This is a genomic window from Streptomyces sp. NBC_01296 (genome assembly GCF_035984415.1).
In the GTDB taxonomy this organism is placed as follows: Bacteria; Actinomycetota; Actinomycetes; order Streptomycetales; family Streptomycetaceae; genus Streptomyces.
The window spans coordinates 1,040,139-1,063,250 of record NZ_CP130720.1 but is presented as its reverse complement, the minus strand read 5'-3'; the positions used below and the strand labels follow the sequence as shown (position 1 = coordinate 1,063,250).

Sequence of the window (23,112 nt, the reverse complement as noted above, 5' to 3'; positions counted from 1 at the left end):
CGATTATCGCAGGCCGCAGCGGTGCCCCGGGCGGGTCGCACGCCTCCGCCTCGAGGACCCGAGGCTGCGCGCCGACGGCGTCAGGCGGTGCCGCGGGCGGCCGCCTGGCGCTGGCGCTTGCTCAGCGGGGCCAGCGAGAGGTCCTGGGCCCGTGAGGTGAGGCGCTTGAAGCCGTAGCCGCGCTCGCCGAGCCGGCTCTCGGCCGCCAGCTCGGCGCGGGCCGTCGCGTCGAGGATGTCCTCCTCGGCCTCGCCCGAGTCGAGGAAGCGGAAGGTGAAGAACGGGCCGAAGCCCAGGTCGTACGCGAGGTGGCCCTCGGCGGTGTAGGCCGCATGCAGGACCTCGTGCTCCGGCGCGGCGGCGAGCAGCTCGGCGTGCTGGTCGGCGGTGAGGGCGTCGAAGGAGCCGCGGACGGTGATCCGGAAGGTGCGGGTGCTCATCCCGGCGGCGTAGGCAGGACGGACCGGCCGGCGCACCGGGATTTCCGCGGGCCGGCGGGGGCGCATGCGCCGGAGTGAACGGCGATGTACGCGCCTCACCGTGCGCCCCCACACCTCCGAGGCGGCCGCAGCCGGACACCGCGGACGGCAGGTGCCGTTCCGCCCCGGCCGGGTCCGCCGCACAGGGCATTCCGCTTGGTGGCCGCCGGCCCGGCCCCGCCGCCGTGACCTGCGGGAGCCGCCCGGTACGCGCAGACCGCCGCCCCGCGGCTCGGGGGCTACTGGAAAGTCACATAGGAGCCCGCCCCGCCCGCCCCGCCGTATCCGCCGCACAAGGAATTCCACGCTTCCGCATCTGCCAGTTCATCCTTCGAAATACCTATGTAGATGCCGGGCTCGGACCCTGTTAGAGTCCGCATGCGCGACTCCGAGACGAGGGTGGCGATATGGCCGGTCCGCACCCGTGATCTGCCCCTGAGCGGCCTACATCCGCGAAGCAGGCAGCCGTTGTGATGCCGTGGCACCTCCGCACCGACGACGTCGGCGCCCCCGTCACCCCGGGGCGTATCCGTCGTGGCGTTTCAGTACTTCCGCCCAGTCCGGTTCTCAGCCGCCGGATGCCGAGCCATGCCGCCTTCATCGCCTATCAGATGGGGAGAACACAAGTGAACACGGGACTTCTGCGGCGTCATGCCGCAGGCAAGGCGCTCGTCATGGGCGCCATACTCGCCCTGGCCCTGCCGGGCACCGCATACGCGAACACCGTGAGCGTCACCGTGAAGACCCCCGGGGCCACCGCCGGACCCGGGACGACCTTCTCCGAGATATCCACCCACGCGGACTGCAGCAGCGGCCTGATCTCCGGAGGCGGGATCAACCAGGCCATCGGCACCGGCACCTCGTCGAACGGCAACAAGATCAACGGCACTTCGCCGAGCCCCGACGGCAGCACCGAGTACCTCGGCACGACCGGGGTCGTCGGCACCGACGTCACCCACTGGCTCGGCATCGGCGGCAGCGGCGGAGCGGTCAACGCCTCCTTCTCCAGCACCCCGTACGCGATGTGCTTCACGAGCAACCTGATCAACCACACCCAGGTGGTCATGAACAAGATCACCGGACCCGCCGGCAGCGGAACGGTGGGCCTGGTCGTCGCCACGTGCCCGGCCAACACCCGGCTGATCGGCGGCGGAGCCCGGATCACCCCGGCCGGCGTCGGCAGCCTGAAGCCGATCGCCAGCTTCCCCACCTTCAACGACTCCGGACACGCCTTCGGTCAGAAGGCCGCGGCCGACGGTGAGACCAACCCGGACTCCTGGGCCGCGGTCGGCTGGAACGGCGGCGGAGGCGACAGCAGCAACACGACGTACGCCTACGCCATCTGCAGCGGCAACAACATCAACATCAGCGGCACCACCGTGAAGGTCCGCTTCAGCGAGGCGAGCGGCCCGACCTCGGCGACCACCGGCCAGACCCTGACGGTCGGCTGCGGCCAGAACGACGGCAAGCTGGTCAGCGGGGGCGCCGCCATCAGCGGCGGCAGCGTGACGACCACCAACTTCACGGGCCCGGGCTCCGTCGGCGACCACCTCAACGGCAGCTACCCCAGCGACTCCGGCGGCACCCCCGTCAGTGACGGGGCCACCACCGCCTCGTACTGGACGGCGTTCACCCACACCGGGGGCACCAGCTCACCGAGCACGTACTCCGACGTCTGGGCCCTCTGCGCCAACGACGGCGTCTGACAGATCGCCTGACACGGCGCCCGATCCGGCGCGTGCAATACGGCGCGCCCGATACGGCGTCCGGTACGGCATCGACCCCGATCGGCGGGCGGGCACGGCATGCACCCCTGCCCGCCCGCCGGTCACCCCATCCCACCTCGGGCATCCCTCAGCGGGCCCGGAGAGGCAGCGTCACTTCCCATGAACCGCCGTTTGACCCCACGCTCCACCTCGCGCGCCACCCCTCGTACGCGCATGTCCACATCGAAGACGGCGATCGTGCTCAGCGCGACCGGCCTGCTCGCCGCCGTCCTCGTACCCTTCGCCGCCGCAGACCCGGCGGCCGCGTCCTCGCCCTGCGGCTCCGGCGGGACCTTCACCGCCTCGCCGCCCACCTGCACGTACGCCACCGCCGGGACGGACACCTTCACGGTGCCGGACGGGGTCGGCGCCATCAGCGTGGACCTGTTCGGAGCCGAGGGCGGCAGCGCGGCCGGCTTCGTCTCCCCGAACCCGCCGAACACCGGAGCCCCGGGCGGACTCGGCGGCGAGACCCGCGCGACCCTGGCCGTGAGCGCCGGGCAGAGCCTCCAGATCACCGTCGGCTCCGTCGGCAGCTCCGGCACCTCCCGGCACGGCGAGTACGCCCGGCCCGGTGGCACCGGCCACGGAGCCGGCGGTGGCGGCGCGCACGGCGGCGGAGGCTCCGGCGGCGGCGGTTCCGACGTACGGGCCGGCTCCTTCGGCCCCACCGACCGGATCCTCGTCGCGGGCGGCGGCGGGGGCGCCGGCAACGGCGGCCCGCTGCTGCACGGCGGCAACGGCGGCGGCCCCGAAGCGCAGGACGGCGGCGAGGGCGGCGGCCCGGCCGGCTCCGGCGCCGCCGGCCGCGGCGGCACCCAGACCGCCCACGGCGCCCGCAACCCGAACTCAGCCCAGGGCGGCCCGGGAGTCGCCGGCGGCGACATCGACCCCAACACCGGGCAGCCCAACCCCGGAAGCGGCGGCCCCGGCGGCAACGGCGGGCAGGGCGGCAACGGCGGCGGTGGCGGTGGCGGCGGCTACTACGCCGGCTCGGGCGGCTCCGGCGGCGGCAACATCGGCAACCTCTACGGCGCCGGCGGCGGCGGGGGCAGCAGTTTCGCGGTGACCTCCGCAACCGACGTCTCGCTCCTGCAGGGCGTCAACCACGGCAACGGCAAGGCGGTGGTGTCCTTTCGGTACGGGACGACGCTCTCGCTCACCGCGGACACGAACACCCCGTTGTTCGGGCATGCGCTCACGCTCACCGCGGCCGTCGACCCGGCGAACCCCGCCGCGGGAACCCCGGGCGGGACGGTCACCTTCTCCGACGGGACGAAGCAGCTGGCGACGGTGCCGCTGACCGGCGGCCGGGCCGAGTTCAGGACCAGCGCGCTGCGCCCCGGCACCCATGCGGTCACCGCCACCTACAGCGGTGACCCGGCGAACGCGGCGAGCGCCACGGCGGGAGCCACGGACGTCACGGTCGGATTCAGCCGCCCGTGCATCACGACGGCCCACCGCGGCCCGCTGAGCGTGGCCACCGGCGAGTCGTTCTGCATCGCACCCGGCGGCAGCCAGACCGGCCCGGTCACGGTCCGCTCCGGCGGGGCGCTGGCCGTGACGGACGCCGAGATCACCGGCCCCGTCTCCGCTGACGGCGCCCTGGCCATGGCGTTCTGCGGTTCGAAGTTCACCGGCCCGGTCACCGTCGGCCGGACCACCGGCTCGGTGCTGATCGGCTCGGACGATGCCGCTGCGGGCTGCGCCGGCAACACGGTCCGCGGTCCGGTGAGCCTGAACGGGAACACCGGAGGCGTCGAGCTCTCGGCCAACACGGTCGTCGGCCCGCTGAACTGCGACGCCAACGTCCCGGCCCCGCAGCAGGGCGACAACACGGTGGAGGGCCCGCGCTCCGGCCAGTGCCGCCAGCCGTGAGCCGCTGACCGCGGCAGGACAGGGCCGCCCCGGCCGGGGTGGCCCTGTCCCGTCTCGGACGTCTCAGATGTCGATGTGCCCCATCAGGCCGTGCTGGTAGTCCAGCTGCGCCTGGCGGATCTCGGCGGCGGTGTTCATGACGAACGGGCCGCTGCGGGCCACGGGCTCGCCGATCGGCTCGCCGGCCAGGACCAGCACCTCGGCCGCATCGCCGGGGGCCTCGACGGTGAAACGCTCCGCGTCCCGGCCGAGGATCGCGAGGTGGCCGTCGGGGAGCTGGGCGTCGGGGGTCGCGGCGGTCCCGGACAGCACGTACAGCATGGCGTTGTGCCCGGCCGGGACGGTGAACTCGGCGCGGCCGCCGGCCCGGAGGCGGGCGTGTACGACGAGCACCGGGGTGTGGGTCTCGAAGGGACCGCTGACTCCGTGGGTGCTGCCGGTGATCACGGTGAGCTCGGCGCCGCCGTCCTCGGTGGTGACCGTGGGGATGTCGCCGGTGGCGGAGCCGTACTGGACCCGCGGGGGCGTCGCCTTGAGCCGGGCCGGCAGGTTCACCCAGATCTGCAGCAGGTGCTGCGGGCCGCCCTCGGCGAGCAGTTCGGGGGTGGGGCGGGCGAGGTGCACGAGCCCCGACCCGGCGGTGAGCCACTGGACCTCGCCGGGGTTCATGACGCGCTTGTGCCCCTCGGAGTCGATGTCCTCCATCGCGCCCTCGATGACGTACTGGATCGTCTCGAAGCCGCGGTGCGGGTGCGGCGGCGCGCCCTTGGCCTCGCCCGGGCCGAGCACGTGCGGGCCGACCTGGTCGACCATCAGGAAGGGGTCGACCAGCGGCAGTTCCGGCTGCGGGAACGGGCGGCGGACCGGGAAGCCCTCGCCCTCGAAGGTGTGGAAGGGGCGGACGACGCGGGTGGTGGAGCGCACGGCGGCGGTGGTGATGTCCATGTACCGAATGAACGGCACGGCGAATTCCACTGTCAACGCGGACCCGTTTGGTTGTCAGGTCGTGCCGACGGCTTCAGCCACCCGTCTCCCGTCCCCTCTCGCGCTGCCCCCTTCCGCAGGCCTCAGCGCCTGCGGGCCCGGGCGCGCCGCAGCAGCACACCGGCGGCGGCGCCGGCCAGGGCGATCACGGCCACACCCGCCGTGGTCCACCAGACGGTGCTGTCCTCGCCTTCGCCGGCCGGGGCCGCGGACGGGCCGCTCGCGGGCGACGGGTTCTGCGCCTGCCCGGGGGCCGGCGACGCGGACGACACGGGCGGGACCGACGCCGTGGAGGGCGCGGACGGCGCGGCTGCGCTCGGCGTGCCCGCGGACGGCGCCGGGTCGACCACCGGTACGGCGATCTCCTTCTCCCCGTGGCCGAGGGACGGGAACCCCACGTCGACGGTGACCTTCCAGTTGCCGGGCGGCAGTACCTCGGCCGTGCTCCAGCCGGTGCGCGTGCCGGCGTCGCGGACCAGGCGCCAGGGGCCCATCGTGCGGGAGCCGTCGGGACTGGCCGAGTTCACCGTGGCGCCGACCGCCTCCTCGATGGCGTCCCCGTCGTTCTCCCAGGTGATTTCGGTGGTGACATGGCCCTCCCGCTGCCCGGTGACCACGACCTTGACGGTGTCGCCGTGGGCGTGGGCAGCGGTGGGTACGGCCAAGGCCTGGGCGAGGAACAGGAACAGGAAGCCGAGTCCGGCGCGGACCGGGAAGGCGGGGCGTGTACGCATCGTGGGGTGCTCCTGGTGCGGTGGGATGCGATGAGCTGTGGTGCGGGAGATGAGGGGGCCGGTGGACGGCCGCGCAGGGCGGCCGTCCACCGGCGGAAGGCGTTGGATCCGGGAGGTCAGCCGACCTTCTGGACCGTCCACACCTGGGTCGCGCGGCCGTCCGCGCGCTGGAGGTCGAGCAGCCAGGCGCCGTAGTACGGGCGGTTGCTCAGGGTCAGGGCGTAGCCGCCGCTGGAGTCCGTGACGTTCACGCCGCCACCGCGGGACGCCAGCTTCCACTGCTGTGCGGAGCTGTTGCCGCACGGCTGCTGCGCGATCCACATGCCGGCGGCGGGAGCGCCGCCCGTCTGCAGGCACTTGCCGGAGACCGCGGACTTGATGCGGACGAGCCCGCTGCCCGCGTCCTCGAAGAGCCACTGCTGCTGGGCGTACCCGTTGGAGCGGCTTCCGACGAGCACCGTGCCGTCGGCGCTGCGGCCGCCCCACAGCTCGGCGGCCATGCCGGTGCTGCCGTTGCCGAGGGTGTAGCGGGTACCGGGAGTGGTGGTGCCGCCGCCCGCGCCCGTCGTACGGAAGGCCGTGGTCGGGCCGGCTCCGCTGTCACGGCCGGAGGTGTCGCGGACCGAGACGGCGACCTTGTACTCCGTACCGGGCTGGAGGTTGTAGATGCGCAGGGCCTGGGACTGGACCCAGGTCAGGTGCTTGCCGTTCAGCAGGACCTGGTACCACGCGGCCCCGTCGACCTTCGGCCAGCTCACCACGACGGAGTTGGACTGGAGCTGGGCCGCCGTCACCTTCGGGCCGCCCGTGGGCTTCTTGGTCGGCGTCGGGGTGGGCTTCTTGGTGGGGCTCGGTGTGGGCTTCGGGTTCGGGTCGGGGTTCGTGCTCCCGTCGCCGCCGTTGGCCTTCATCAGGAACTGGTTGTTCGCGATGTTCCAGTGCGTGGCGAGGTAGCTGCCCGCCTTGGGATTGGTGTGGAAGTAGTCGTCGTGGTTGCAGTCCAGGATGTTCTCGGCGGCCTGGTTGGAGCACATGATGCGCATCTGCGGGTAGTACGGGGTGTCCGAGTAGCACATGACGTCGTACTCGTCCGTGCAGTGGGCGCCGCGGCTGGTGTTGGGGGCGCTGTTGTTGACCGCGCCGAGGTTGTGGCCGAGTTCGTGCGCCGCGGTGTGGCCGCCCCAGCAGCCGGAGTCCGTACGGCCGTAGGAGGGGCCGAAGTTGCTCTGGTTGTCCTGGCCGGGCCGCTCGTCGCCGGCGAAGGTGCCGATGCCGCAGTAGACCTGGGTGTCCGAGAAGATCATGTACTTGCGGTCGCGGCGGTTGAGGCCCTTGTCGGCGAGCGCGTTGTTGGTCGCGCTGAACTCGGAGAGCGCAGAGGCCGGAAGCTCGATGTTGAGCACCGTCGGCGTGCAGTCCGCGGCCGTGACGAAGCGGATGTGGCGGATGCCGCCGGTCTCCTGGGCGCTCGTGGAGTAGATGAGGTCGGCGTCGGCCGCCCACTTGCGGAACGAGCCGAGGTACTCGGAGTAGCGGTCGCGGTCGGAGCCGTGGACGTACACGACCTGGACGCGGTTGCCGGTGCTGCCGTCGCCGTCGCACTGGACGGTCTGGCCGGCGGGACCGGCGGCGACGGCCTGGCTGCTGCCGGACGCGGCGGGCGCGGGCGCGGCGGCGGGGGCCCCCTTGGCGGAGCCGGCGTCGGCGGCGGGCGCGTCCTGAGGACGCCCGCTGCCTTCTGCGGCGGCCGCTTCGCCGGCCTCCGGCTTCGCCGGGTCGGCGGCCGGGGCCTTCGTCTTCACGACGGGGGCGACGTCGGCCTTGATGTCGACGTCCTTCGGCGGGGCGTCGGGGCCGTGCGTGCAGAGCCCGGCCTCCGTGCGGTAGACGCCGACGCAACGGTCGCCCTTCGGCGCAGCCTTGAGGCCGTCGAAGACCATGCCCTTGGCGGTCTCGTTGGCGGGCTCGCCCACGATGGGCGCCGGCTCCGCGTCGCGGGCCGGTGCGGCGGCCGGTGTGAGGGAGTCCGCGGCCGCCTCGGCCAGTGCGGGAGTCCCTGCCTGGGCGTCGTCGCCGAGCCCCGAGTAGGCGATGCCGCCTGCTATCACCGCCGCCGTGGCCATGGCGGCGGTGAGGAGTATCAACCGGCGCGGTTTGCGCCGGTGTTCGCGCTGCTTCCTGCGATGTCTAGTCATGCGCACCTCAAATCCTTGGTCGGAGGAGTGGGTGCGCTGGAGCCTGCCAGATGGGCGCGGTGGAGAATTCGGACAAACGGGAATGCGGCCCGAGATACCGGACTGTTACCTGCTGGCCAGATTTGATGAACAGTCAGTTCGCTTTAAAATTAGGCGAGTTACGCGCGTAGGCCGTTAATGGTCCAGGCCATTTTAAGGATCTCGTTATCAAATCGAGATACGACTCAAATCCTTATTGACGGTAATTCAGCCGCGAATTTACGTTATCGCTACCTACTGAATTCCTCCCGTTACGAGCGGTGAGGAATCCTCCCCTCCGCCCGAGTAGGATGCCCGCCACGGTCAGCAGGAGCCCACAGATCTGTCGGAAGGTGAGCGTTTCCCCGGCGATCGCCGTGCCCAACAGGACGCCAGTGACCGGGTTCAGCAGCCCCAGCAGGCCGACCGTCGCGGCCGGCAGCCGCCGCAGGCCGGCGAACCAGGCCGCGAACGCCAGCGCCGTCGCGACGACCGTGACATACCCGAATCCGAGGAGCTCGCAACCGTCCAGGGCCGGCGGAGATCCCTCCACCGCGGCGGCGAACGGCAGCAGCAGGAGCCCGCCGCCCAGCAGCTGCCACGCCGTCGAGGCGAGCACCTCGACCTCGGCGCTCCACCGCTTGGCGAGGACGTAGCCGAACGAGGACATCGTCATGGCGGCCACGGAGGCCGCCACGCCGAGGGCGTCCATCGGCGCGGACCCGGTCAGCAGCATCAACGACACCCCGGCCACGCCGAGTCCTGCGCCCGCCAGCTGGCGCGGCCCCGGCCGTTCGGATATCAGCGCCCAGGCGAACAGCATCATCACCAGCGGCGCGGTCGCCATGACGGTCGAGGCCGCGCTCGTCGGCAGCCGCTGCGCGGCGACGTAGACCAGCGCGAAGAACCCGCCCATGTTCAGGAAGCCGAGCAGCAGGGACTTCCACCACCAGGATCCGGCGGGCAGCTTCCGGGAGGCGGCCAGGAGCAGCAGCCCGGCGGGCAGCGCCCGGAAGCCCGCCCCGTACAGCGGGTGGTCGGCGGGCAGGAACTCCCGGGTGACGTAGTAGTTCGTGCCCCATGCGATCGGCGCGACCGCCGTGATCAGCGACCACCGTAGATTAGCTTCCATGGAAGATATAATACCTTCCATGGAAGGTATACTGGGGTGGTGAAGCAGGAACCGTATGGAACGCAAGCGGCAGCGCCCGCCGACCACGTCGCCCGCATCCAGGCCGAGTGGGCCCGTGAACGCCCGGACGTCGACGTCGCCCCGCAGGGCGTGATCGGGCGGCTGCACCGGCTCGGGCTGCTGCTGACGGACCGCCTCTGCCTCGTCTACCGCCGCTACGGGCTGAGCGAGGGGGAGTTCGACGTGCTGGCCGCGCTGCGCCGCGCGGGCGAACCGTACGAGCGGGCGCCCGGTGAACTGGCCGTGCACACCATGGTGACGACGGGCGCGATGACCAAGCGGATCGACCGGCTCGAACGGGACGGCCTCGTCGCACGCCGCCGTTCCGCCGCCGACGGCCGGGGCCGGGTGGTCGCGCTCACCCCGGCGGGGCGCGAGCTGATCGACCGGGCGTTCAGCGAGCACATGGAGAACGAGCGGACCCTGCTCGAGGGCCTCACCCCGCAGCAGGCCGCACAGCTCGAGTCGCTCCTCACCGCCTGGCTGGCCCGGGTCGAGCCGCCGCCCGCGCCCTGAGAGCGGGGTCGCCCCCCGTTATCGGCGGGCGCCGAGCTTGACCCACTTCGCCGTGCTCGGCACCCCTTTCCCGTCGAGCAGGAACAGCATGTAGTACCCGGGCGGGGCGTCGGCCGCACTCGGCGGTGTCCGCAGCCCGATCGCGTCGCCGTGTACGCCGGTGATCGGGAGTTCCAGATGGCGCTGGCTGGTGTTCACCGCGTGGGTGACGGTGGTCGGCGCCAGGAGCACGGCCCGGGTGACCCGGGCGGCGGTGGAACTGCGCACCTCGAAGCCCGCCCCGTAGCCCAGCTCGCCACCGGGTGCCCGGTCGAGCGCCGGCCGGACGCCCCGGTGCAGGTACGCGGGCTCGTAGAGCTCGATGCTGCCGTCCATCTTGTCCCTGATGTCAGGGTCGTTGGCGATCTGCTGGAGCTCGTCGCCGGTGACCATCATCCGGCCGTCCGGCAGTACGAGGGCGTTGGAGTGGTAGCCGCGGGGCAGCCGCTGCGCCGGTCCGAGCCGCCAGCGGCCCCGCGCGTCGCGCAGTTCGATCTGGCGGTAGGAGAGGTCGGCCTGCGGATTGAACGGCCCGTGCCCGTAATTGCGGGTGTCCAGGGCGCCGTTGACCGTGAGCAGCGTCCCGTCCGGCAGGATCAGCGTGTCGTCCTGGGTGCGGCCGAAGGCCCGCGGCTCCTCGGTGGTCCACCGGCCGCCGGACAGCCGGTAGGTGTTCGGGTCGTGCGGATCGCCGCCGAGCACCAGTACGGAGTCGGGGCCGCGGAACCCGGCCGGCAGCGGCACCGCCGAGCCGTAGCCGCGGAAGTCGGCGGGCCGCCGGGGCAGATCGGTCCGGGTCTCCTTCACGGGGTCGAACAGCCACTGCTGGTCGGCGTCCCGGCCGAGGCCGTAGATCATGCCGTCGCGCAGCGAGAACAGGTGCGGATAGTCGTTGCGGAACGGGGCGTCCGCCCGCAGCCGCTCGGAGGCGAGGTCGATGGGGATGTCGTACGGCCCCCAGGGCACGGGATGGCGCAGCGCGGGGAAGCGCTCCACGACCGGGGTGGGCGTGCCCGTACCCCGCTCGGACTGGCCGGACATGATGATCTGCCGCCCGTCCGCCCCCGTCACGACCGAGGGGTACCAGCGGCCGACGGACATGTCCTGGTTGCGGAACCACTTCTCGGTCCACGGGTCGAACACGAACGACAGCTTGGCGCCGCTGCCGCCTTTGCCGCCGGTGTTGCCGCCGAAGACCCCGACCATGCCGTTGGGCAGGAAGGCGTGCCCCGCGCAGAAGAACGGCGCCGGGCGCGGTGTGTGCGTACTGTCGGGCATCAGGACGGTCGGCGGTTCCACTTTCTTGAACGCCCGGGCTCCGGTGCCCCGGGCCGGGTCCCACAGGAAGGCGCGGCCCGCGTTGGTCCGGCCGATGCGGTCGGTGGGCCCGGTCTCCTTGGTGGGGTTGACCTCCACGCGTTCGAAGGAGAAGAGCAGCACCTTGCCGGTGGGCAGCAGGGCGGTGTGGACGCCGAAATCGGGGGAGGGGAAGAACTCCGTGAACCGGCCGAACCGCGCAGGGGGAAAAGCGGCGTTGGCCTTCTGCTGGGAGGCTCTGAGGGAGGCGAGGCTCTTGGTGCGCTTCTCCTGCGGGTACTCCTTGGGGCCCTTGGCGTCGTTCCGCCGCTGCGCGTGCGCCCGGGCGTGCTCCTCGCCGATCACGGCGGCCTCGTCGGCGTCCGCCTCGACCCGGGCAGCGCCCTCGTCGGCCCGGTGCTGTCCCGGCGGGGATTCGTGGCCGACCGCCGCGGCGGAGGCGGGCGGTGCGGGGGCGGCGAGGGGTGCGAGAGCGGCGGCCACGGCCACGCATGCGGACAGCACGGCGGACCGCCGTACGAGCGGACCGGGCATGAGCTCTCCTCGATCGACGGGATGTCCATCATAGGAAAAATGCCTGATTTGGCAGGGAGGGGCGCGGGTGTGGCGGGTGAAGGTGCGTCACGTGGGCCATTCGGGCGCCCGGTCCCGAGCGCTGAATCGTTTCTTCGGTGAACCGGGCCGTCCGACCGGGTGATGCTGCGTACCCGGTCGGGCTCGGCCACCCTGCGCGGCGGCTATCCATGGCGACGTGATCAAGTCACTTCGCACCGCTCGCACCGTACTGACCGCCGCCGCCGTGACCGGATGCCTCGTCACGCTCACCCCCTCGGCCGGGGCCGACGCCACGACCGCCGCCGCACCCCCCGGCCGGGTGGCCGTCGACGTCGCCTCGGTCAACGGCTCGGGCTGCCGTCCCGGCAGCGCCGCCGTCGCCGTGGCTCCCGACAACTCGGCCTTCACCGTCACCTACAGCGAGTACCTGGCCTCGGCCGGCGGCGGCGTCGCCGCCACCGAAGGCCGCAAGAACTGCCTCCTCTCCCTCCTCGTGCACGTCCCGCAGGGCTACACGTACGCCGTGTCCCACGTCGACTACCGGGGCTACGGCAAGCTGGAGCCGGGCGCGACCGGTACCCAGAAGGCCAGCTACTACTTCCAGGGCATGAGCCAGACCGCCAACCGCACCCACCAGTTCCACGGCGAGCTCGACGACAACTGGCAGGTGACCGACACCACCGGCATCGAAGCCCTCGTCTTCGCCCCCTGCGGCGAGCAGCGCAACTTCAACATCAACACCGAGCTGCGCGCGGACGTCGGGACTTCCGACAAGAACAAGACGAGCTACATGACCGTCGACTCCACGGACGGCAGCATCAACAGCGTGTACCACTTCTCGTGGAAGCAGTGTCCGGTCCGGCGCTGAGCCGGCCGGTTCCCCGGACCCCTGAGTGGCGGTGGCGGCGATCCGTCCCCGCCGCTCACGGGCGTCCGGCCGGCCGGCCGGCCGTCTACCAAGCCTTCGCCACCGCGTCCCGGTAGCGGCCCGGTGTGGTCCCGAACTCCCTGCTGAAGGCGTGCGAGAAGGCGTACGGCGTGCCGTACCCCACCCGGCGCGCGATCGCGGCCAGCGGATCCGGGGTGTCCCGGAGCAGGGTGGCGGCGTACGTCAGCCGCCACCACGTCAGGTACGCCATCGGCGGGCGGCCGACCAGCGCGGTGAACCGGCGCGCCAGCGTGGGACGGGAGACGCCCGCCTCGGCCGCCAGCCGGTCGTTGGTCCAGGGCGCGGCCGGATCCGAGTGCAGCGCCCGCAGGGCGGCGGCCGCGACCGGGTCGCCGAGGACGGCCGACCAGACTCCGCCCGGGCCCTCGGCCATCCAGGAACGGATCATGTAGACGAGCAGCAGGTCGAGCAGGCTGGGCACCGCCATACAGGCCCCCGGCCGCGGCTCGCCGCCGAGCTCGCCGCCCAACAGGGAGATCGCCGCCCGCAGTTCGGGGTGCACTCCCACCCGGTTCGGCAGGTGGACCACCTTCGGCAGCTCCAGCATGAGCGGGTGGACCCGGCTGCGGTCGAGCCGGTACTTGCCGCACAGCATCTCCACCTCGCCCGGGGCGGCCGCCGCGGCCCGGCCCGGCAGCGTCCCGGCGGGCCGCAGCTCGAACGGCACCGCCCGCGCCACAGCCGCCGCATCGGCGGGGGAGTCGGCGATCACGTGCCCCGTACCGTGCGGCAGCAGCACCGCATCGCCGGGGCCGAGGGAGACCGGCGGGCCGCCGTCGTCGGGCAGCAGCCAGCAGCAGCCCTCCAGCACCACGTGGAAGCCCGCACCCTCGTACGGGGCGAAGCGCGTGCACCAACGCCCGCTCACCCGGACACGGTTGGAGGAGGGTCGGCCGATCCGTACGGCCGCGATGGCGTCGCTCACCACATCCATGAGGCCAGCTTAGCCATAGGCCTCAGGTGTGAGACGAGCACGTATCCATATGAGCCGGACGGGCATTGAGAGGCTCAGTGGCGCTTCCTAGACTCGACGACATGAAGAACGAGAGCAGGCAGAGCATCATGCTGGGCGACGTCGAGATCACCCGGGTCATCGAATGGACAGGGCCGTTAGGGCCGCCGCGCAACCTCGTGCCGGGCGTCGGGGCAGAGGTGTGGAAGGAGAACGAGGACTGGCTGTCGCCGGACCACTGGGAGACGGACAGCGACCGGACGGTGCTCGCCCTGCAGACCTGGGTCCTGCGCAGCGCCGGGAAGACCGTCCTGGTCGACACGGGCGTGGGCAACGGGCGGGAGCGGCCCGGCTCGCCGCTCTTCCACCACCGGCAGGGCGATTTCCTCGGGGAGCTGGCACGGGCCGGAGTCCGGCCGCAGGACGTGGACATCGTCGTGAACACCCACGTGCACGGCGACCACGTCGGCTGGAACACCGTGGCCGCGGACGGGGGTTGGGTGCCGGCCTTCCCCAACGCCCAGTACCTCATCCCGGCCGCGGACGACCACCACTTCGGGCCCGGCAACGGGTACGGCGGCGGCCTCCGGGAGGACGACCGGCTGATCTACGAGGACAGCATCGCGCCCGTCCACCACGCCGGGCAGGCGGTGCTCTGGGACGGCGCGCACCGCATCGACGAGCACCTCACCCTCGAGTCCGCGCCCGGACACACCCCCGGATCCGCCGTCCTGCGGCTCGCCTCCGGGACCGACCGGGCCGTCTTCGTCGGCGACCTGCTGCACAGCCCGGTGCAGATCCTGGAGCCCGCCTGCAACAGCTGCTTCTGCCTGGATGCCGGGCAGGCCGCCGCCAGCCGCCGCCGGATCCTCGAACGCGCCGCCGACGAAGCCGAGTTGCTCGTACCCGCTCACTTCGGCGGGACGGGAGCGGTGGAAGTGCGCCGCCAGGGGCAGAAGTTCGCCCTCGGGGAGTGGGCGGGCTACGTCGAGGTCGGGTAAGGCGAGCGGGGGACCGGCGCCTTCGGGAGCGGGCGGGGCCGGGACGGCCCGGCCGCCGTCACCCGCAGGATCCGCAGGGCCAGCTGGATCTCCAGCGCCCCGGCCGGGGTGTTCCAGTCCTCGCCCAGGATCTGCCGGACCCGGTCCAGGCGCTGCACCACGGTGTTGACGTGCACGTGGAGCGCGTCCTTGGTGCGGGCCAGGCCGGCCCCGTGCGCGAAGTACGCCTCCAGGGTGCGCACCAGTTCCGTCCCGCGCTGCGTGTCGTACGCGATGACCGGCCCCAGCACCCGCTCGACGTAAGCGCCCACGTCCGCCCCGTCACCGAGCAGCACCCCGAGGAACCCGAGGTCGGGCAGGCCCGCCCCGCCGCCGGTGTGGCCGAGGGCGTGCAGGGCCTCGAGGCAGCGCAGCGCCTCGGCGTACACGCCCGGCAGCCCCTCCGGTCCGGCGGCGGGCCCGGCGGAGCCCGCGGTGACCGGGGCGCCCAGGGCCTGACCCAGCTCGGCGGCGAGCGAGCGGGCGAGCGGGCCCGGGCCGTCGGTCGGGGCGAGGAGGACGACGCGGCCCTGGTGCAGCCCGGCCAGGCCGTCGCGGGCGCGTGCGTGGCGGGCGGCCTCCGCCGCAAGCCGGGGCCGCAGCGCGGCGTCGCAGTGCAGCACCACGAGGGCGTGCGGGCGGGTGAGGTCGACCCCGAGTTTGCGGGCCCGCAGGGTCTGGCTGTCGGTGTCGCGGACACGGCCGGGCGCCGCCGGAGCCAGCAGGTCGCCGAGCAGTTCGCCGCGGACCCGCTCCTCGGCGTGGGCGACGGTCCGGCGCAGCAGGAGCAGGAGGGCCGTCACCAGGCCGGCCCGCTCGAACAGCCGCCGCTCGGTGTCGGGCAGGTCGCCGCGTCCGCCCAGGGTGATGCTGCCCAGCAGCTCCGGCCCGGCCAGGACCGCGCAGACCCATACCCCGTCCACCGCGACGGCCCGGCCGCCGGAGCGCGACGCCGCCAGGCCGCGGGCCGGCGGGCCGACCGGATCCGTGCCGACCCGCGCGAGCTCGGTGCCATCGCCGTCGTGCACGACCAGGCTGCCGCCCAGCAGGGCGGCGACCTCCTGGGCGACGTCGGCCACGTCGCCGCCGCGCAGGACGAGGCGGGTGAGGCGGTCGTGGGTCTCGGCGGCGAGCCGCATCGCCTCGCTCTGGGCGCGGGCCGTCTCGGTGGCGACCCCGAGTTCGACGAGGGCGGCGCGGGTCTCTTCGAGCAGCCGGGCGCCGTCGATGGCCACGGCGGCATGGGCGGCGAGGGAGGAGAGCAGCGCGACCGCATCGGGGGCGAAGTCGCGCACCGCCCGATCGGCCGCGTACAGCACCCCGATCACGCGGGTGCCGACGCGCAGCGGGACGCCGAGGATGCCGCGCAGGCCCTCCTCGCGGACCCCGTTGTCGATGGTGTCCGTGTGCCGGAAGCGGTCGTCGGTGCGGTAGTCGGCGCTGGCGTACGGACGGGCGGTCTGGGCGACCAGACCGCCGAGCCCCTCGCCCATGCCGAGCCGCAGCTGCTGGAAGGCGGCCGACACCGAGCCGTCGGTGACGCGCATGAACGTGTCCCCGACGACCGGGTCGTTGAGCGTCATGTACGCGATGTCGGTGCCCAGCAGCATCCGGGCGCGGTGGACGATGGCCCGGAGCACCGCGTCGAGATCGCGCAGGGCGGCGAGGTCGCCGGCCGTGTCGAACAGGGCCGTGAGCTCGGCCTCGCGCCGCCGGTGCTGATCGAGCGTACGCCGGATGTCCAGAGCCACCCGCGTGGCCTCGGCCACGAGGGCCTGCTCGGCAGGGCCCGCCCCGGCGGTACGTGCGTCCGCCGCGGGGCGGTCGAACTGCTCGACCGGCGCGCCGCGGCGCAGCAGACCGAGCAGTTCGAGCAGGGCGGATGCGTGTCCGGAGGTCATGGGGGCATTCTTCCGTGGCCGGCCGGAGCGTATCAGGCCGGGTCCGCGGCGGCCGGGAGCGGAGCCGCCTGCCCGCCGGAGGCGGCGGCGGGCCCGCTACCCGCCTGTGCCAGATCACGGCCGCGGGTCTCCCGGGCGAAGGCGACGGTGAGGGTGGTCACCACGGCGGCCGCACAGAGATAGAGGGAGACGGGAACGGAGGAGCCGTAGTCCTTGAGGAGTTCGACGGCGATGAGCGGAGCCAGCGCTCCGGCGACGATCGAGGCGAGCTGCGAGCCCATCGAGGCACCGGAGTAGCGCACGTCGGTGTCGAACATCTCGGAGATGAAGGCCGCTTGGGGCCCGTACATGGCGCCGTGCAGGAGCAGTCCGGCGGTGACGGCCACGGTGATGACGGCGAAGGACTTCGAGTCGACGAGCGCGAAGAACCCGAACGCCCACAGGGCCATGCCGACCGAGCCGATCAGGGTCACCGGGCGCCGGCCGATCCGGTCCGAGAGCGCGCCCCAGGCGGGGATGGTGACGAAGTGGACGGCAGAGCCGATCAGCACGGCGTTCAGCGCGGTGCTCTTGGGCAGCCCCAAGTGCACGGTGACATAGACCAGCAGAAAGGAGGTCAGTACGTAGTAGGAGATGTTCTCGCCGAACCGGGTGCCGATGGCGGTCAGCACCTGGCGCGCGCTCTTGCGGAACACCTGGACGACGGGGGCCTCGTCCTCGCGCCCCTGCCGGGCGGCCTGCGCGGCGAGGAAGACGGGGGACTCGGAGACCGACAGCCGGATCCACAGTCCGACCATCACCAGGACACCGGAGAGCAAGAAGGGGACGCGCCAGCCCCAGGCCAGGAACGCGGCATCGGACTGCACACCGGCGAGCAGCGCGAGCACCCCGGTGGCCAGCAGGTTCCCGCCCGGCGCACCGGACTGCGGCCAGGAGGCCCAGAACCCGCGGTGCTCGGCCCCGCCGTGCTCGGACACGATCAGCACCGCCCCGCCCCACTCACCACCGAGGGCGAAGCCCTGCACCAGCCGCAGGACGGTCAACAGTACGGGTGCCCCGACGCCGATGCTCGCGTAGGTGGGCAGGAGCCCCATCGCGAAGGTGGCCCCGCCCATCATGAGCAGGCTCAGCACCAGCAGCTTCCTGCGCCCGACCTTGTCCCCGAAATGCCCGAAGACCACCCCGCCGAGCGGCCGGGCCAGGAACCCGATGGCGTAGGTGATGAAGGCGATCAGGGTCCCGGTCAGCGGATCGCCGGTGGGAAAGAACAGCTTGTTGAACACCAACGCGGCGGCAGTGCCGTACAGAAAGAAGTCGTACCACTCGACGGTGGTCCCGATGAGACTGGCGGCGACGATTCTCTTGATGGATCCGGCGGTCGGGGGAGCGGTCTCGGGGGAGGCCATGAACACCACTTCCAGGGGGTCTGCGGGGACGATCGGTGTCGCCACAACGTAGAAGTCCCCAGCTCACCGGCATATGTGGCCGGTCATCATATTCAGCCCCGGCCAAGTGTGCCCGCACACCACATCACCCCTACCGCCCCTCTCCGGGCTCGCCAGGAGGAGGTCGGCAAGCCCTGCCGGCTGCTCCTGCCGCGGGGGTTCCGCGGCAGGAGCAGCCGAAGGGCACCCGTCAGGTGCGGTACGCGTAGTAGATCGCGTCCGGGTAGGACGCGATGATGCTCGCGAGCGACTTGCGGTAGGTGTTGGTGGAGTGGTACGTGAGGTACGGCATTCCGGCGTTGCTGCGGTACGTCACCATCATGGAATGGTCCTTGGACCCGTCCCTGTTGAAGTCCACCTGCACGATGTCACCGACGTCCGTCTGGTAGACGTTGGCCAGGTTGGCGGCCCGCTGGTTGGACAGCGTGAACCACGCCCACTCGTTCGCGCCGACCCAGGAGTCGGTCTGGCGGGTGCCGTCGTACGACCAGTTGCGGTAGTCCGTCGTGGGGCCCGGAACGGTCTTCCAGCCACCCGCCTTGAGCGCCTGGCTGATGAAGTTGGTGCAGTCGCCCCCCGCTCCGCCGAACTTGCGGTACGCCGGGTTGTAGTTGCTCCAGTACTTCTCCGCGTACTTCGCCATGGCCGTGTAGTCGTACGCACCGCCGGTCTTCGCCTTGGGCTTCGCCGGGGCGGGGTACTTGGTGGACGCGGGAGTGCCGTCCGGATACTGGTTGCCGTCGTCCTTGGCGACCTTCGTCTTGGCCGCCACGGGCTCGTTGATCGCGACGGGGCCGTTGTCCAGGGACTTGATCGAGGTCAGCTCCCAGGCACCGCCCCGCTTGCTGGTGAGGGTCAGTTCGTAGCGCGTCCGGAAGTCGGTCGTGGCCGGCTCGTCCCCGCGCAGTTTCTTGTAGGCGAGCGTGGTGTCCTCGGAGACCTCGACGGTCGCCTTCCCGCCGGTGACCGTGGCCCGGTCCACGGCGACGTGGGTGGTGGCACCTGTGTAGGCCTCGCCGAGCGCCGCCAGGCGCGTCTTACGGGACTGCAGCGACGAGATCGCGGCGTCCTCGTCCTTCTTCAGCTGGGCCGTCATGCGCGTCTTCGCGGAGGACGGGCCGGAGTTGCGGTGTCCCGGCTGCTCCTCGACCAGAGCCTGGGTGCGCTGGGAGAGCACGTCGTCGGCTATGCGGGCGAAGGCGTCGACGGTCGCGCGGTCGGCTGCCTCGGGCCCGGAACCCGCACTTGCGGAGTAGGCGAACAGCGTCGCGGACGACAGGGTCACGGTCAAGGCTGCGCCGACGGCAAGCCTGAACCTCTTTGGTATCACTGCTTTTCCCCTTGTCACCCGGTCCACACGAACCGGGGGACGGAATCTTCGCACAACCAGGCGGCTCCTTCGTCTCCTTCGGCGCGTTCCGCTTCGTAGACGGTCACCTGACAGGAATCGCCTCGAGCGCAGGGCGACCTGCCTCCGGTTGTCACCCTCCGCCACTGGCGCCGTACCTCGCGGCCGGAAGCCGATGCCACCACGCCGACCTCACAGCAAATGCCTCTAGGGTATGCAGGAAAGCGCAGCAAGGGGGCATTCCTAGTGGGCAGGCAGGATACGTCCGCAAGAGGGCGATCGTGGGGCAGGCGGGCGGCACCGGAGGGCAGCGGAGCAGCCCCGTCGGGCCGCCGGAGGAAGACCGGGACGCGCCGTCGGCCCCAGGCGGCGGCCGGATTGCCGGGCGCCCTCGCGCCGGCCGCCGCTGCGGCGCGCACACAACTGCGGCGCCTGCGACCCGCCTTCCCGAGACCGGGCCGCAGTGGCTGGCGCCGGTGGATACCCTCCTGGCGCCAGTGGCTGGGTGCCTGCCTGTACGCGTTCATAGTCCTGGCGGGCTTCATCACGTACGCCTACGCGACCACGGACATACCCGAAGACCTCAACTCGTTCGCCACCCAGCAGGACAACGTCTACTACTGGGCCGACGGCTCCACGATGGCCCGGACGGGCTGGGTCAGCCGGCAGGAGATGCCGCTGGACAAGGTGCCTCCCAAGGTCCAGGGAGCCGTTCTCGCTGCCGAGAACGCGAGCTTCTACTCGGATCCCGGCGTGTCACCGTCCGGCGTCCTGCGCGCCCTGGGCGCCGCGGCGACGGGGGGCGAGACCCAGGGCGGGTCCACCATCACGCAGCAGTACGTGAAGAACGCCTACCTGAGCCAGGACCGCACGATGTCCCGGAAGTTCACCGAGCTCCTGCTCGCCGTGAAACTGGACAACCAGCGGAACAAGGAGCAGATCCTCCAGGACTACCTCAACACCAGCTGGTTCGGGCGCGGGACCTACGGCATCCAGCGCGCGTCCCAGGCGTACTACGGCAAGGACGTATCGCAGCTCAATGCCGGCGAGGGCGCCTTCCTGGCCTCCCTCCTCAAGGGCGCCGGGCTGTACGACCCGGCCCTCGGCAAGGAGAACCACGAGCGGGCCGTCGAACGCTGGGCCTGGATCCTGGACCGCATGGTCGAGACCGGCCGGCTCACGCGCGCCGAGCGCGCCACCTACACCACATTCCCCGAGCCCTTGGGGGCCGCCCTCCCCGGCACTCCAGGCGCGCAGACCGGATATCTGGTCGAGCTGGCCAAGGCCTACGCGATCAAGGCGGGCCACATCACGGACTCCGACTTCGACCTCGGCGGCTACCAGATCTACACGACCTTCGACCGGACCCGCATGACGGCCCTGACCTCTGCCGTCCAAAAGGCGCAGAAGGACTTCGACGCCGAGCGGCGTCCCGACACGGACAAACACGCGAAGATCGGCGCGGCGAGCGTCGCCCCCGACGGGCGGCTGCTCGCCGTGTACGGCGGCCCCGACTATCTGAAGCAGGGCTTCAACGAGTCGAACGCGACGACGATCCCGGTCGGCACGGCGTTCACACCGATCGTCTACGCCGCCGCGCTCGACGAAGGGGTGCTGCGCTCACGCGGCAAGACCCGTACGCCCGTCTCCCCCTCCACCACGTACAACGGCGACGACCAGGTCACCGTGCAGACGCCCGAGGGGCCGTACTGGGACCGCAGCGGCAAGGTGGTGAAGGGACGCAACGACGAGGGTCGCAACTGGGGCCAGGTGACGTTGCGCCAGGCCGTCGCCAACTCCGTCAACACTCCCATGCTGCAACTCGGCCTCGATGTGGGCCTCGACGGGGTGCAGTCGTTCGCCCAGCGCGCAGGCCTGCTCGGATCGAGTCTCGGGCCACGGATTCCCACGTTCGCGCTCGGAGAGAATTCGATGCCCAGTGCGATCCGCATGGCCGGCGCCTACGAGACCTTCGCCGCCGACGGCATGCACACCGACCCCTACTCGGTGCGCTCGGCCAGCCGCAACGGCTCTGCAGTCCCGCTCGACATGCCGCAGCCGAGCCGGGCCGTGACGGCCAAGACCGCCCAGGCCGTGACGGACGCCTTGCGGGATGCGGTCACCGAGGGTTCGGCGAAGACGGCGGGCGAGGCGCACGCCGGGGCGGCGGGCAAGACCGGAACGACGGCCGCGAATACGGCGGGCTGGTTCGTTGCGAGCACCGAGCAGGAGTCCACGGCCGTGGTGGTCTACCGGATGTCGCTGACCGACCTGGTGCCGCTGCCGCTGACGGGACTGGGCGGCGACGCCCCGGGCACGCCCGGCAGCGAGCGGGCGGTGCGTCTGTGGACCGACTACATCAAGGCGGTGAAGTAGGCCGGGCAGCGCACGCTGCCCGGCCCCGGGCCCCCGTCTACTTGATGAGCGAAGCCCAGTCCGGTGCCTGCGCGGGGTCGAGCGTGCGCAGTTGGGCCAGGACCTTCGGGTCCTGCGCGTCGAGCCAGTCCGCCAGCTCCCGGAACGACACGCAGCGGACGTCCTGGCGCGGGCAGACGTCCTTCATCACGTCCTCGACGGCCTTCATGTAGATGCCGCCGTTCCAGTCCTCGAAGTGGTTGCCGACGAACATGGGCGCCCGGCTGCCGTTGTAGACACGGTTGAAGCCGTTCAGATACGAGGCCCGGGTCTGCGCCTGCCACGCTGCGAACTTCGCCGGGTCGCCCTGTGTGCTGTCGCCCGACTGGTTGAAGAGGAAGTTGAAGTCCATGGAGAGGACCTGCACCTCCTTGCCCTGCAGCGGTACGAGCTGCAGGGGAAAGTTCCAGATGCCGTCCTGCTTGGACGGCCACAGCTGGAAGTCTCCCGCGGAACTCGCGTCGTAGCGCCAGCCGTACGGCTTGATCGCGGTCAGGAGGTTCTTCTGGCCCTCCAGGCAGGGCGCCCGGCCTCCGACCACTTCCCGGTCCGGGTCGAAAGGCAGCGGCGCCTCCTTGGTGAAACCGGTGTTGGTCTTCCAGTTCTTGACGAACGAATACGTCTGGTCGATCTCGCTCTTCCATTCGGCGGGGCTCCAGTCCCCGCCGCCCTTGGGCCCGCAGAAGTGCCCGTTGAAGTGCGAGCCGATCTCGTCGCCGTCGCCCCAGGCGCCGCGCAACTGCTCCAGCGTGCCCTTCACGTGCGGGACGGTCGGGTAAGAGATGGCGGCCGAGCCCGGGTTGTGCTGCGGCGGCCGGTAGAGCGTCTTCTTGCTTTCCGGGAGCAGGTAGATGCCCGTGAGGAAGAAGGTCATGTGAGCCTTGTTCTCGCGGGCGACCTGGCGGAAGTGAGAGAAGAGGTGGTCGTCGCCCTCCAGCGCGCCGTCCCAGGAGAACACCACGAACTGCGGCGGCTTCTCCCCGGGTTTCAGCCGCTCGGGCTTGAGCTGTCCCGGCTGTGGCCCGGTGTAGGAGGTCGAGCCGTCTCCCAGCACCTTGACCTTGCCGTCCCAGGCCTCCTCGGCCTTCTTCGCGGCGGCGGCCCCGTCGGCCGCACCGCCCGGAGCCCCGAGCTTCGCATCGCCTTGGGCGGCCCCCTCGGAACCGCTCCTCGTGAAGGCGAACGCGGCGGCGGTGGCCCCGGCTATGGCGATCACGGCGACGCCCAGGCCCAGGCGTCTGCGGTTCTGCGCCTTCCTCCGTACTTTGCGGGAACTCCGGGACTCCGCCCGGGCAGCCGGAGCGGTGTCGGTGTCGGCCATCGCAGTCGTCTCCCTGAGATCCCCGCAGCCGGGCCGCGTGTGGATGGTTCATACGAATATAGAACTTG

The 23,112-nt window shown here is 71.8% G+C and carries 17 protein-coding genes; 6 read left to right on the top strand and 11 right to left on the bottom strand.

Annotated elements, in window-relative coordinates:
* Positions 1 to 80: 80 nt before the first annotated feature.
* Positions 81 to 440: a DUF6204 family protein gene (locus tag OG299_RS05170; RefSeq protein WP_327360662.1), complete on the bottom strand. Its 360-nt coding sequence runs from the start codon at positions 438 to 440 to the stop codon at positions 81 to 83.
* A gap of 665 nt (positions 441 to 1,105) precedes the next feature.
* Between OG299_RS05170 and OG299_RS05165 the strand changes: the two genes are divergently transcribed.
* On the top strand, positions 1,106 to 2,185 hold the full coding sequence (locus OG299_RS05165) for a hypothetical protein (RefSeq protein ID WP_327360661.1): 1,080 nt from the start codon (positions 1,106 to 1,108) through the stop codon (positions 2,183 to 2,185).
* A gap of 234 nt (positions 2,186 to 2,419) precedes the next feature.
* A complete protein-coding gene (locus tag OG299_RS05160; protein WP_327360660.1) occupies positions 2,420 to 4,123 on the top strand; it encodes an Ig-like domain-containing protein in 1,704 nt (567 codons plus the stop codon).
* A 63-nt stretch (positions 4,124 to 4,186) separates the two neighbouring features.
* On the opposite strand, the gene OG299_RS05155 is transcribed toward OG299_RS05160, so the two are convergent.
* The 4 genes from OG299_RS05155 to OG299_RS05140 form a co-directional block, all read right to left on the bottom strand.
* Positions 4,187 to 5,086, bottom strand: coding sequence for a pirin family protein (locus OG299_RS05155; RefSeq protein ID WP_327360659.1), 900 nt, complete (start codon positions 5,084 to 5,086; stop codon positions 4,187 to 4,189).
* A gap of 104 nt (positions 5,087 to 5,190) precedes the next feature.
* The gene (locus OG299_RS05150; protein ID WP_327360658.1) at positions 5,191 to 5,841 is read right to left on the bottom strand and encodes a hypothetical protein; all 651 of its coding nucleotides are present in this window, start codon (positions 5,839 to 5,841) and stop codon (positions 5,191 to 5,193) included.
* A 116-nt stretch (positions 5,842 to 5,957) separates the two neighbouring features.
* Positions 5,958 to 8,036 (bottom strand): RICIN domain-containing protein, encoded by a 2,079-nt coding sequence (locus OG299_RS05145; RefSeq protein ID WP_327360657.1) that lies wholly within the window; start codon positions 8,034 to 8,036, stop codon positions 5,958 to 5,960.
* A gap of 232 nt (positions 8,037 to 8,268) precedes the next feature.
* Positions 8,269 to 9,186, bottom strand: coding sequence for a DMT family transporter (locus OG299_RS05140; RefSeq protein WP_327360656.1), 918 nt, complete (start codon positions 9,184 to 9,186; stop codon positions 8,269 to 8,271).
* A gap of 39 nt (positions 9,187 to 9,225) precedes the next feature.
* Between OG299_RS05140 and OG299_RS05135 the strand changes: the two genes are divergently transcribed.
* A complete protein-coding gene (locus OG299_RS05135) occupies positions 9,226 to 9,762 on the top strand; it encodes a MarR family winged helix-turn-helix transcriptional regulator (RefSeq protein WP_327360655.1) in 537 nt (178 codons plus the stop codon).
* An 18-nt stretch (positions 9,763 to 9,780) separates the two neighbouring features.
* On the opposite strand, the gene OG299_RS05130 is transcribed toward OG299_RS05135, so the two are convergent.
* A complete protein-coding gene (locus OG299_RS05130; protein WP_327360654.1) occupies positions 9,781 to 11,652 on the bottom strand; it encodes a galactose oxidase early set domain-containing protein in 1,872 nt (623 codons plus the stop codon).
* 217 nt (positions 11,653 to 11,869) lie between these two features.
* Here OG299_RS05130 and OG299_RS05125 point away from each other — a divergent pair, with 217 nt between their 5' ends.
* Positions 11,870 to 12,541, top strand: coding sequence for a DUF4360 domain-containing protein (locus tag OG299_RS05125; protein WP_389868286.1), 672 nt, complete (start codon positions 11,870 to 11,872; stop codon positions 12,539 to 12,541).
* 85 nt (positions 12,542 to 12,626) lie between these two features.
* Here the strand turns inward: OG299_RS05125 and OG299_RS05120 are convergent, their stop codons facing one another.
* Positions 12,627 to 13,556 carry an AraC family transcriptional regulator gene (locus tag OG299_RS05120; protein ID WP_327360653.1) on the bottom strand — a complete coding sequence of 310 codons (930 nt, stop codon included), beginning with the start codon at positions 13,554 to 13,556 and terminating at the stop codon, positions 12,627 to 12,629.
* Between the two features lie 101 nt (positions 13,557 to 13,657).
* Here OG299_RS05120 and OG299_RS05115 point away from each other — a divergent pair, with 101 nt between their 5' ends.
* Positions 13,658 to 14,575, top strand: a complete 918-nt coding sequence (locus OG299_RS05115) for an MBL fold metallo-hydrolase (protein WP_327360652.1) — start codon at positions 13,658 to 13,660, stop codon at positions 14,573 to 14,575.
* Here the strand turns inward: OG299_RS05115 and OG299_RS05110 are convergent.
* The 3 genes from OG299_RS05110 to OG299_RS05100 all read right to left on the bottom strand — a co-directional run bounded on the left by OG299_RS05110 (position 14,557) and on the right by OG299_RS05100 (position 19,290).
* Positions 14,557 to 16,515, bottom strand: a complete 1,959-nt coding sequence (locus OG299_RS05110; RefSeq protein WP_327360651.1) for a helix-turn-helix domain-containing protein — start codon at positions 16,513 to 16,515, stop codon at positions 14,557 to 14,559. The two genes, OG299_RS05115 and OG299_RS05110, sit on opposite strands and share 19 nt — an antisense overlap.
* Before the next feature lie 32 nt (positions 16,516 to 16,547).
* A complete protein-coding gene (locus OG299_RS05105) occupies positions 16,548 to 17,921 on the bottom strand; it encodes an MFS transporter (RefSeq protein ID WP_327364458.1) in 1,374 nt (457 codons plus the stop codon).
* Positions 17,922 to 18,150: 229 nt separating this feature from the next.
* Complete coding sequence (locus OG299_RS05100; protein ID WP_405699750.1) at positions 18,151 to 19,290, bottom strand: amidase domain-containing protein; 1,140 nt, start codon at positions 19,288 to 19,290, stop codon at positions 18,151 to 18,153.
* 219 nt (positions 19,291 to 19,509) lie between these two features.
* On the opposite strand from OG299_RS05100, the gene OG299_RS05095 reads away from it, so the two are divergent.
* Positions 19,510 to 21,684 (top strand): transglycosylase domain-containing protein, encoded by a 2,175-nt coding sequence (locus OG299_RS05095; protein ID WP_442817487.1) that lies wholly within the window; start codon positions 19,510 to 19,512, stop codon positions 21,682 to 21,684.
* A gap of 37 nt (positions 21,685 to 21,721) precedes the next feature.
* Here the strand turns inward: OG299_RS05095 and OG299_RS05090 are convergent, their stop codons facing one another.
* Positions 21,722 to 23,044, bottom strand: a complete 1,323-nt coding sequence (locus OG299_RS05090; protein WP_327360648.1) for a polysaccharide deacetylase family protein — start codon at positions 23,042 to 23,044, stop codon at positions 21,722 to 21,724.
* Between the last annotated feature and the right edge of the window lie 68 nt (positions 23,045 to 23,112).